The sequence below is a fragment of the Thermoflexus sp. genome (genome assembly GCF_025055495.1).
In the GTDB taxonomy this organism is placed as follows: Bacteria; Chloroflexota; Anaerolineae; order Thermoflexales; family Thermoflexaceae; genus Thermoflexus.
In genome coordinates this window covers 1-11444 of sequence record NZ_JANWXB010000211.1, presented here as the reverse complement: position 1 = coordinate 11444, position 11444 = coordinate 1, and the positions used below count along the sequence as shown (strand labels likewise).

Genomic DNA, 11444 nt, shown 5'->3' with positions numbered 1-11444 from the left:
CCGCCAACGGCCTGGACACAGTGGCCCAGCGCCTGTCTGCCCCCCCTAAGCTGGACGGCGATCTCTCGGACTGGCCGGGCTTCCCGTGCTACACCCTGGATAAGCCGGAGCAGATCGGCTACGGCGAGGTGGCGAAATGGGGGGGGCCGGAAGACCTGAGCGGCTCCTTCTGCTGGGGATGGGACGACCGGGCGCTCTACCTGGCTGTGGAGGTGCGGGACGAGGCGCTGCGGGCGTTCGCCAAAGGGAACTTCTGGGAGAACGACTACGTGGAACTGTGGGTCGACGCTAACCTGCCGAAGGACTTCGACGTAGCGAAGAACGACGGGGACGACTTCCAGTTCGGCTTTATGCCGGGGAACTTCAAGGACGTCCAGGCGCGGGCGACGGTGTTCGTGCCTGGGGTGCCGCCGAGCAAGCTGAGGCAGATTCAGATCGCCTTTGTGCCGATAAAGGGCGGCTATCGTGGGGAGATCCAGATCCCGTGGGCGGTGTTCGGGGAGGCACTGGATCTGAAGGCGAAGCGGCTGGGGGTGGCGCTGTCCTTCTCGGACTGCGACGGGGACAAGCCGGCGCAGGAGATGATGATCTCGACAGCGCCCAAGTCCATCGCTCAGTGGGGCAATCCTACCCTCTGGAATAACCTGGATCTAGCCGAGAAGTAAGCGGACGGTGTGGCCTCGGGGGGGGGAGGAGAGGCCCGCCGTCCCCTCTCCCACCGAATGGATCCAGTCCTTATTCATCATTCATCAGGAAGGTGTCCTATGAACGGGCGCTTGTATCGGCTTCTTTCGGTTCTGGCCACGTCCGCTGCTGCGGGATTTGTTTTAGTGATGCTAATCTTGTGGTCGGCTCCTCGCGCCCGCGCCAGTGGGACGACGTGGATAGTGGATACCCTTGGCGACGATGTGGGAGACTGCAATAAGCCTGGTAGCTGCACCATGCGGGAGGCGATTGGACAGGCGCAGCCGGGTGATCGGATCCGATTCAGTGTAACAGGGACGATCGTTCTCACTTCGGGCAGTCTGTGGGTTGCCAGGCCGCTCGACATCGATGGTGACGGGCGCATCACGGTTACTGCTTCAGGGTATCCAGCGTTCACCTTTGCGACCGGATCGGCCGGGTCTGTGATCCAGAACTTGGTAATAAGCACAGCGGGCCCACTTATCCCATCTATCAGCGTAAATGATTATGTTACAGTCGGCCCGGGAGTGGTGATTCAGTCTGCGGGTGGCGCTGGGATCGGGGTGTATACAGGATCGGTGACGGTAGCAGGCACAGCACAAGCCCCAGTGATTGTGCAAGGGAATGGGGATGGCACAGGGATTTATGTGGATTCGACCGGAAGAGCCATTGTTGGACCGGCTGTGGTTGTCCACAGCTATGGGATGGGGATAAGCGTGTCTTCAGGCGGCGCGGTGACGGTGACTGGGGGCTGGGTGTTGAGCAACACGCAGGATGGCCTGTATGTGATGGGGCGTGCGGTGCTTGGTTCGGGGGCGGTGGTGCGCGGGAATGGGGGGAACGGGATTGCGGTGGCCTCGGGCGGCGCGGTGACGGTGACCAGGTCGGAGGTGCTCACCAACACTAGGAGCGGGATCTTGACGCTGGGCGCCGCACGCATCGGGCCAGATGTGGCGGTCCAGGGGAACGGGGCCAATGGAATCGTGTTTAGCGGTGCCGATGCCGCTGGCGTCGTGATGACAAGCACCGTTCGGCACAACGGCGGGGTCGGGATTCAGGTCTACAACGCCCGTGGGATCCTCATCAGCGGCAACCGCATCGAAGGCAACGGGGATAGCGGCATTGCGGCTTCCGGCAATACCTCTTCAATCACCACCGACCTGGTGATCGCCGGCAACACGATCATCAGCAATGCTGGGCCGGGGATCAATTTCTGGGGGGCCAGCGGCAACATCGTGGTGAGCAATGCCATCGGCGTGGACGGGACGCTTGCTCGCCTGAATATGGGCTCCGGCGTCAGCATGGCCAACGGCGCGCGGAACAACGAAGTCCGCGGGAACGCCATCGGCTACAACCAGTATCAGAACGTGCTGATCAGCGGGAGCGGCACGGAAGGGAACATCGTGCGCGATAACCGCATCTTCTCCGACGCCTGCGGCCAGCCCTCCCAGCACGACAACTCCGGCGTCATCGTGGCAGGTGGCGCCCGGAACAACACCATCGGCCCCGGCAACCGCATCTTCTGCCATCGCTATAGCGGAATCCAGATCATCGGACCGGAGACGGATGGCAACCGGATCGTCGATAACCACGGGGGCCCGGTGAGCAGCTGCGCGCTATCCGGCGTCCTCGGCCCGGCGATCGCTTGCAACGGGCAGGGCGTGGCCCTCTTCAACGAACCGGGGAACACCTCGTTCCCCAGCGTCTCCCCCGGGAATAGCCGACCCGCAGGTCCGCGCAGCACTGTGGTCCAGAACAATCTCATCATCTCCAGCACCTATGATGGCGTGTATGCGGTGCTGGTCACCGACACCTATATCCTCACCAACACCATTCAGGGCAGCGGCGGGAGCGGCGCGCTCCTGGTCGGCTCTGCAGGTGTGTTCCGCGGCAACCAGGTGCGGTTTAACGCTGGCGACGGCATCCGCCTCGAGCCGCACTACGGCCTTCAGCGAGATCCGGCGACCGCCGCCGATGACGTCGTTAGCGATTTCTGGATCGAGCACAACATCATCGCTTCCAACGCCGGAGCCGGGATCCACGGCTTAGACACCAAAGCCGATCCCTCCCGGGGTCCGGATCAGCTGAATCTCGCGAATATTATCATTGCCAACGGATGGGCTCGCATCGTCCAGGAGTGGCTGGGCGCAGTGGAGGTGCTGGACGGGAGCACGCCTATCAGCGCTGGCCTGGTGATCACCCTCACTGCCTCCTCGGGCACGTGCGGGGCCCCCTACGTGTTGACGCGATATAATGGCGGGGCTTGGGGGCCCGTCAACAACGGACTTGGATACGGCCCCTTCCAGCTTCAAGACGTTGGGACGTGGGCGGTCATCCTGGACCATTACGTGGATGACAGCGGGAACTACCGGAACTGTAATCCGTATACCATTGAGGTGGGCGGCGTGCGCCGGGGCAGCGCCCGCTTCAGCTTCGACGGCAACGCGTTCACAGACCCGGTGGACCCGGACCTCAACATCCCATACTCCCGTCCGTTGCATCCCGTGAACGGTCGGTATCAGGTCGCCCAGCTCCGCTTCCTGCGGCTGTTCCTCCCCCTAGTGTTGCGGTCCTGGCCGTGAGGGAGAGAACAGAGACACTCGGAAGCTCGACAACTCAACGCGGTCTTGTAGGAGGCTCCCGTTCGCAAGGACGCGATGGCTGGTATTGTCCTGCGACTTAGCCATCCTCCCGTCTGGTGTCGATGGCGTTCTGTCCAGCTATAAACTGGGGATTTGAGGAATCGAAGCCAGCCTGGAAGGCCATAGCTTCCCTTTCTTTCCCCTCCCTACGGCCCAGAGGGCCGTGGGGAGGGAGGCGAAAAATCTTCCAGCAGCGGCATGGGACATCCCTTGGCTCTCCGCGCCGCTGCTGAATCCCCCAAATGCCCGAAACCCTGAAAATGTTGGACAAGGCGCCAGATCTAAGGTGAAAGGAGACCAAGATGCGATGCCGGGTTTCTGTGCGGTGGGCCATATCGATGCTGATCGTGACGCTCTTGCTCATGGGAGCCCATCCCCCGATACCAGCGTCTTCGCCTGCTCCCACCGCGGTTCCTGCCCTCCTGAGGCCGTTGCCTAACCCCTCGTCGTCTCTCGCGCAGACGATTAGGGCCTCTTCTCCCACCCCCACCCCAAAGGCCCAGGGGAGCGGCGCTCGTTCGGGGCAGTCCGGGAGCCCCCCTCGGGCGACCCCTCCTGCCGCCAACCCGCGTTATATCCTGTTCCAGTTTGAAAACAATTTTCGGCGTGGCGATCATCTTTTCATCTACATAGATGTCGACAACAATCCCGAGACTGGATTTCGGGTTGGTGGGATCGGGGCGGACTACCTGGTTCAGGACGCGTTCCTGTTCCAGCGGGTTCGGGATTCCTGGAAGTCCCGCCCCTGCGCGATGCGGGCGGTGCTTCGCGCGAAGGCTTCCTGGCGGATCCCGCTGCGGTGTCTGGGGAATCCACCCTTGGGCTTCCGGGTGATCTTCGAACGTCAAGACCGAAGCTGGGCGGCTGTCTACACCAGTCCGCCTCTTCCGGTGTCCGGGCGCACGGTGGCCCATAAGGAGCAACCTCCGTTCGTTTTCTTCTTTTACAACAATTTCGAGCCCGGCGATCATCTGCTCCTGTATTTGGATGTGGATAACAACGCTGGAACCGGTGTAGGCGTGAACGGCCTGGGGATAGACTACCTGATCCAGGATCGCTGGATGTTCCGGTGGACCGGCTCCTGGACGGCCCACACCTGTCCGATATCGGCCACCTTAGGATCGCGGGCGGCTTGGCAGTTCCCCGGGGCGTGCATCGGTCATCCCGGCCTGGGCTTCCAGGTGGTTTTCCAGCGACAGAACCGGGATTGGGCGGCGGTCTACACGAGCGGAAACGTGATGGTATACACCTACACCACGACGCATGTGGAAACGGCTCCTACGCCGTCTCCGGCAGGGCCACCCTCCCCTCCGCCGCCGATGTTTGACATCACGTTCCAGAACAACTACCAGGCGGGGGACAAGCTGCGGGTGTATTTGAACACGGACAACAATGCGGGCACGGGGGATCTGTCGTTTGGTGGGGCGGACTATCTGGTGGAGCGGATACCGGACGCGAACTTCCAGGCGGTGTATCAGTGGGTGGGGGGAACGTGGGCTGGGGTGACGTGTCCATCGCTGACGGGGAGTGGGGCCAGTGTGGTGCAGTGGAGGTTTTACGCGACGTGTGTAGGGTCGCCGGTGCTGCCGATTGGGGCGCGGTTTGTGCGGCTGGATATGAACTGGAATGCGGTGTATGACAGCGGGCTGGTGACGATCAATGGTTACACGGTGACGCACAATGAATGAATTTGCCTATCTTTATCATATTATGCGCTGGATCGGAGAGGAAAGTGGCCGAGAAATATGATATTTTGGTAGCTGGTGAGATTAACCCTGACCTCATTCTGTCCGGGGATGTGGAGCCGGCTTTCGGCCAGGCGGAGAAAATCGTGGAGGCCGCTACGCTGACGGTCGGCTCCTCTTCCGTGATCTTTGCTTGCGGGGCCGCCCGGCTGGGGCTGCGAGTAGGATTTATCGGCAAGTGCGGTGACGACTTCTTCGGGCGCTTCATGCTGGAGGAGATGCAGAGACGCGGGGTTGATGTCTCCCCCGTGATGATTGACCCGCGTCTCTCCACCGGCCTGACTGTGATCCTCAACCGGGGCGAGGATCGGGCGATGCTGACCTTCCCCGGCGCCATCGGCGCCCTGCGAGCGGACGAAGTCTCCGACGACCTGCTGCGGCGGGCCCGCCATCTACACGTCGCCTCCTACTTCCTGCAAGATGCCCTTCGACCCGGATTGCCGGAGCTGTTCCGTCGCGCCCGTGCGCTGGGGTTGACCACCTCCCTGGACACGAACTACGACCCGGCTGAGCGCTGGGAAGGCGTGGTCGATCTCCTCCCCCTGACGGATGTCTTCTTGCCGAACGCCGCCGAGGCCCGGGCGCTGACCGGAGAGGCGGAGGTGGAGGCGGCCGCGCGAGCGCTGGCCAAAGCGGCCCGGATTGTGGCGGTCAAGCTAGGCGCCGCGGGCGCTATGGCGGTTCAGGGGGAACAGGTGGTCTATGTGCCTTCAATCCCGGTAAAAGTCGTGGACACCGTCGGCGCCGGCGACAACTTCGACGCGGGATTCCTGTATGGCTTCCTCATGGGATGGCCTCTCGAGCGAGCTCTCCGCCTGGGCACGGTCTGCGGGGCGCTCTCCACCCAGGCCGCCGGCGGCGTGGCCGGCCAGCCCACCCTCGAGGAAGCGATGCCCTACCTGGAGGAGCCGCAGTGAAGATTGGATACCTGGATTTCGTCGTCGCCGCCCAGGGATTCGGTTTTCCGCTCGGCATCCCCTCGATTTGCTCGGCCCATCCTTTGGTCCTCGAGGCCGCGCTTCGACACGGCCGGGCTTCCGGAAAGCCGGTTCTAATCGAGGCGACTTCCAATCAGGTCAATCCGTTCGGCGGCTACACCGGGATGACCCCGGAGGCCTTCGCGGGGGCCATCGCGAAGATGGCCGAGCGGTTGGGCTTCCCCCGCGAGCGCCTGATCCTGGGAGGGGATCACCTGGGGCCGCTGCCCTGGTCCCACGAGCCCCCCGAAGAGGCCATGCGGAAAGCGGAGGATCTGGTGCGCGCCTTCGTGCAGGCGGGTTTCACCAAGATCCACCTGGACTGCAGCATGCCGCTGGGCGGGGAGCCGCCCCCTCCGCTGGAGGTCATCGCCGAGCGCATCGCCCGGCTTGCCCGGGTTGCGGAGGAGGCAGCCGGCGAGCGACGGGAGGATCTCCGCTATGTCGTGGGCAGCGAAGTGCCGCCGGCTGGAGGGGCTCAGGCTGCTGAGGGCCCTCCTCCGGTGACTCGCCCTGAAGACGCCGCCGCAGCCCTCGAGGCGATCCGCCGCGCCTTTCGCCGCCAGGACCTGGAGACGGCCTGGGAGCGGGTGATCGCCCTGGTGGTGCAGCCCGGCATCGAGTTCGGCGATGAGCAAATCCACGAATATGACCGAGCGGCAGCCGCCCCCCTGGTTCGCTGGATTGAGGGGGTGCCAGGGATCATCTTCGAAGCTCACTCGACGGACTACCAGCCCCCGGCGGCCCTGCGCGCCCTGGTGGAGGACCACTTTGCCATCCTCAAGGTCGGCCCGGCCTTGACCTTTGCGCTGCGGGAAGCTGTCTTCGCCCTCGCCGACATTGAGGCCGCCCTGGGCCTGGAGCCCCTCTCAGAGATCCGGGAGGCCTTCGAAGCAGCAATGCTGGCCCGTCCTGTCCACTGGCAGAAATACTACCGGGGGGATCCGGCCCGGGTGCGGCTGGCCCGTCGCTACAGCCTCAGCGATCGCATCCGCTACTACTGGGCCGCCCCGGAGGTGCAGACAGCCTTCGAGCGCCTGATGCGCAACTTGGGCGATCGGCCGGTTCCTTTGGGGCTGCTGAGTCAGTATATGCCCGAAGAATATCGGCGGGTTCGCCGCGGCGAGTTGCGAAACCATCCCCGGGATCTGATCCTGGGAAGGGTAATGGCCGTTCTGGAAGGCTACGCGCTGGCTACCGTGAATCTCCCTGGATGCAGGTAAATGAAGGGTGTGCGCGAGGACAATGCCTCAGCCCGCATCTTCTTCCGTCCATTTATAGTGTGGATGTGTCCGCAAAGCGTTCGGGTTCTATCGAGGGGCTTTCTTTAGGTCTCTTGTTCCGATATGGATTTCTCCTCCACCAATCCCCCCAGAATCGCCTTGCGCACCGCGGCGGCGCGGGTGTGGACGCCCAGCTTGCTCAGGATGCTATCGACCTGTTTCTTGACCGTGTTCGGGGAGACGACCAGTCGTTCGGCGATCTCCCGGTTCGTCAGCCCGTGGGCCATCCAGCGCAACACCTCCCGTTCCCGGGGCGTCAGGGAGGCCAGGGCGGCCTGGTCTTCCGGTGAGAGAGATCCTGTCGGGCGCGGCGCGGAGGGACCTGGCTGGCCCCTCAGGGCCTGTTGGACGAACTGAAGGAAAGTGCGCCGGTTGAAGGCGGCCTTGTCAAAGAAAGCGAAGACTCCCAGGCTCTGATAGGCCATTTCCACCTCATCGATCGAGGCGGTGGCGCTTACGGCGATCGTCGGCAGCCCGCGCCGTCGGGCGACCTGTAGGAGCCGAAGACCATCCCGGTTTCCGAAGGGGTTCATGGAGCTGGCCAGCTGCAGATCGACGATCAGCATCGCGAAGGCCTCCCGTTCGAGCCAAGCCAGGGCCTCCGCATAGGAGGGCGCGGTCTCGCATGAAAGGCTCAGCTCCGCCAGGATCTCCTGATAAAGATCCTGCCAACCCGGATCATCTTCCACCACCAACACCCGCGGGCCCGGCGGAGAGGCTCGTTGCCGGAGGGCCGGAAGGGCTGTGGGCGAACGGCTGGCTGACGTCCGCTCCTGCCGGAGCAGACGGGCGACGACCTCCAGAAAAGCCCGGCGCTGGAATGTTTCCTTCCGCAGGAAATCAGCCGCCCGATGGCGGGTCAGCGCCTCCACGGCCATTTCCACCGTCGCATAGCCGGTTAACGCGATGGCGGGGATCGGTGGCTCATGGGCCGCCAGGGCATCCAGCACCTGAAAGCCGCCCCGGTTGCGGTGATCCTCGGGATCCAGTGAGACATCTACCACTGCTAAGGCATAAGCCCGTTCGCGTAACATCGCGATGGCGGCCCGCGCATCGGCGGCGCGATCCACGGCGAAACCCAGATCCTCGAAGACCTCTGTGAGCAGCTTCTGCCAGGCCGGGTCGTCTTCCACAATTAACACCCGTTTTCCGACCGGGAGAACGACTGGGAGAGATGCACCCATCCTGATCCTCTCCTCTGGAGCTGGTGCTTTGTTCAGTTATCCACTCGGGATTTGAGGAACCGAAGCCGGTCCGGAAGGCGATGGCCTCTCCCCCCAAACATCTTTTGGGGGCGGTGCGGGGAGCCTTTGGCCCCCCGCACCGCCCCCGAAAACCTCCAAATGGAAGAACGGACAGAGCGCTAGTTGAGGGCTGGGATCCCGCCTTCCGTTGGATCGCCATTGTAGGAGCGAAACATGGTTTCTCCCCTCTCCATGGCCGATAAATGGCCCGTTCCGCCACAAACTTAGAGGCCCTGCATCCTCGACCGGGATCTGTTCGATGACGATCGAATAAAAATCATCGGTTCTCCTGACCTCCCGGAGGGAGCGCCTGCTATCCCGCGGGTTCTGGAGGGTGCCGTCCCGATCGATCGACCGGAAAGGGCCTGCTTGCCCATCGCTCTTAGAGGAGCGTCTGTGAAGCCCCTCGCCAGCTACAGCAAACGAGGGAAGGGCTATCCCGGACCGCTGGGGGCCCGGGGCAACCGCACGTGAAAAGCGGTGCCCTGGCCGGGGGCGCTCTCCACCCGGATCTCGCCGCCGAACCGCTGGACCAGCATCTTCACCCACCATAGGCCAAAACCCAGCTTCTTCGGCGACCGCTTGGTGGAGAAATCCAGCTCGAAGATCCGATCCTGTAGCTCTGGGGGGATCCCCGGCCCATTGTCCCGCACGGTGAGGATCACCTCATCCGGCCCGGCGAGGCCTTCCACCCGGATCCATCCGCTCTCCCCCAGGGCCTCCACCGCGTTCTCTAGGAGGTTGAAGAACACCAGGGCCAGTTGCGGCTCCCCCGCCATCACGGGGGGAAGATCCTCCAGGCCCACTGTCTCCAGACGGATGCCGGGCGGGATCCGAAGGTCCCGCAGGGCCATCTCCAGGCAGGGAAGAATAGGGATCGGGCGGGGGGCCATTGGCCGCAGGTATACCATGGCCTCCCGGACGGCGTCCAGGGCAGCCCGAGCCCGGCTCTCAATCTCCTGGAACACCGAGGCGAGGTAAGGATCCTGGAACAGATCCGGCCGCTTCTCCTGAAGCCCTTCCAGGCGGACGGGGATCAGGCCAATGTGGTTGTTCAAGCGGTGCAGGAGGTTGGCGGCGATGTCGCCGACCGCAGCGAAGGCTTCGGTGATCGCCTGACGTTCGCGGGCCGCCTGGAGCGCTTGAACGTGCTCGGCCAGCTGAACGGCCAGGGCGGCATGGTTGGCCAGAATGATCAGCAATCGTTGGTCCCGATCAGTGAAGGTGCGGGGTCGGGAGGAATGAACGACGAAGACGCCACAGACGGTCCCGCCCGGCTCCAGCATGGGAACCGCCAGGGTCCATCCGCCGGACTCAACGGAGAGGGGGCGGCGGGATCGGCTCACGGCTTCCGCCAGCCCGGCCGTTCCGGCCATCGCCGGGCTGGTGGCGAAGGCCAAGTTCGGTGGCCCTGCGGGTGGGATCAGCCAGATCGCCCCATCGGAAGCCTGGATCAGCTCGCAAGCCAGGGCGATCGCCCGCGCGAAAAGCGCCTCTCGACCGCCGTGGAGCAACTGGCCGGTGATTTCCTGCATGCCGCGTAGCAACCGCATTTCCTGTAGGGCGATCACGGCGCGGGCTGCCAGCATCTCCAGCAACCGCTGATCCCCTTCTGTGAACGCGCCCGGCTCCGGGCTCTCCAGGTTGAGCACGCCTTCCACCTCGCCGCCGGCGCCGATCAAGGGCACCGCCAGCTCCGATCGGATCTCGTGGCCCGCTAGCCAGGGTCGATAGATCGAAGCCCATGGGGAGGCGTGGAGATCATCGATGCGCAGCGAGCGGCGATGCACGGCCACCCATCCGACGATGCTGGTTTCATCCAGCGCCCGCTCAGGGGCGATGTTCGGAAGGAGCGGGCGGCCGATCAGTGCCCCCAGCACCAGGCGCTGGCGTTGACGATCCACCAGGCGCAGCGTGCCGAAGCGGGCCCCCGTCAGTTCCAGGGCGATCCGCAGGATCGCTTCCAGGATCTCCTGGGGATCGGCCCGGGCGCTCAGGAGGTGATCCATCCGACGTAGCTCGTCCAGCTCCCGGGTCGCTCGATGGAGGTTCTGCTGAAGTCGCTCCAGGGCCCGCGCGCGCCGGAGCAGCAGCGCCGCCATGCTGGCGAAGACCTCCAGAGCCCTCAGCTCGAGCTCCATGAAGGGTCGCTCCTCCCGGCAGGAGAGGTAGAGCACCCCGACGGGTTCCCCGGCAGCGAGCAATGGCCAGCATCCAACCATCCGGGCTCCCGCTGCCTGCTTGGCGGGATGGATCGGCGTGTCGGGCTCCTCCCAGGAGAGAACCCGCCGACCCCGGGCCAGCGCCCGAGCCGCCATCCCATCCGGTCGAGGCCAGTCGGGGCCTATGAGCTCTCCAACCTCTCCCACGGCGATCCGGGAGGCTGGATCCAGGCTGCGCTGGACAGGATCATAGGAAAAAAGGATCGCGGTGGCGGCTTCTTCTAAAACCAGCAACCGAAGGGCCTCTTCCCCGATGCGTCGCAGGCACTCTGGGACAGGAGTCTCGGGGGGAAGGCTCGCCAGTCGCTCCCCCGACGCCTGGAGACGCTGAAGGATCCCTTCAATCTCCGCCGCCATCATATCCTATCCTCGGTGTAGTCCTTTTAAGGATCCAATTATACACCAGACCTCGAACGAGCTCGCCAATCCCCTTTATGCAGGAAGTTCGGAGGTGGGCAGGGCCACCGAGGGAGGTCTGCCCTTGCCCTTATCCCTCCTCCTCCAGCCTTCGGGCCACAGGGATAGACCTGGCCTGCACGGGCCTCTGACAGGCCCCGTCGGTGATTCGCCGTATTGAGAAGATGGTGCTTCGGCTAAGCTTTGTGTTCCTCCAGCGAAAGGCCGGCCATCCCAGGCTGAAGTTATAA

7 protein-coding genes are annotated in these 11444 nt (G+C 63.9%); 5 read left to right on the top strand and 2 right to left on the bottom strand.

The annotated features are described in order from the left end of the window. From NZM16_RS07030 to NZM16_RS07010, 5 genes are all read left to right on the top strand, one after another. A partial coding sequence (locus NZM16_RS07030; protein WP_295479563.1) for a sugar-binding protein occupies positions 1–665 on the top strand: 665 nt, incomplete at its 5' end. A 753-nt stretch (positions 666–1418) separates the two neighbouring features. Beyond that, the gene (locus NZM16_RS07025; protein WP_295479560.1) at positions 1419–3266 is read left to right on the top strand and encodes a right-handed parallel beta-helix repeat-containing protein; all 1848 of its coding nucleotides are present in this window, start codon (positions 1419–1421) and stop codon (positions 3264–3266) included. Positions 3267–3628: 362 nt separating this feature from the next. After that, entirely contained in the window at positions 3629–5014 is a 1386-nt protein-coding gene (locus tag NZM16_RS07020; RefSeq protein WP_295479557.1) for a hypothetical protein, read from the top strand. 44 nt (positions 5015–5058) lie between these two features. Then, complete coding sequence (locus tag NZM16_RS07015) at positions 5059–5988, top strand: carbohydrate kinase family protein (protein WP_295450152.1); 930 nt, start codon at positions 5059–5061, stop codon at positions 5986–5988. Continuing rightward, positions 5985–7271: a class II D-tagatose-bisphosphate aldolase, non-catalytic subunit gene (locus tag NZM16_RS07010; protein ID WP_295450150.1), complete on the top strand. Its 1287-nt coding sequence runs from the start codon at positions 5985–5987 to the stop codon at positions 7269–7271. The genes NZM16_RS07015 and NZM16_RS07010 overlap by 4 nt, the downstream gene beginning before the upstream one ends. Positions 7272–7375: 104 nt before the next feature. Here the strand turns inward: NZM16_RS07010 and NZM16_RS07005 are convergent, their stop codons facing one another. Both NZM16_RS07005 and NZM16_RS07000 read right to left on the bottom strand, forming a co-directional pair. After that, positions 7376–8515 (bottom strand): response regulator, encoded by a 1140-nt coding sequence (locus NZM16_RS07005; RefSeq protein WP_295479554.1) that lies wholly within the window; start codon positions 8513–8515, stop codon positions 7376–7378. A 494-nt stretch (positions 8516–9009) separates the two neighbouring features. Continuing rightward, positions 9010–11154, bottom strand: coding sequence for a GAF domain-containing protein (locus NZM16_RS07000; protein ID WP_295479551.1), 2145 nt, complete (start codon positions 11152–11154; stop codon positions 9010–9012). Between the last annotated feature and the right edge of the window lie 290 nt (positions 11155–11444).

What these genes read in the sequence shown, in the direction of transcription:
- NZM16_RS07020 (WP_295479557.1), top strand. Translation starts at nt 3,629, where the DNA reads ATGCGATGCCGGGTTTCTGTGCGGTGGGCCATATCGATGCTGATCGTG.
- NZM16_RS07005 (WP_295479554.1), bottom strand. Translation starts at nt 8,515, where the DNA reads ATGGGTGCATCTCTCCCAGTCGTTCTCCCGGTCGGAAAACGGGTGTTA.
- NZM16_RS07000 (WP_295479551.1), bottom strand. Translation starts at nt 11,154, where the DNA reads ATGGCGGCGGAGATTGAAGGGATCCTTCAGCGTCTCCAGGCGTCGGGG.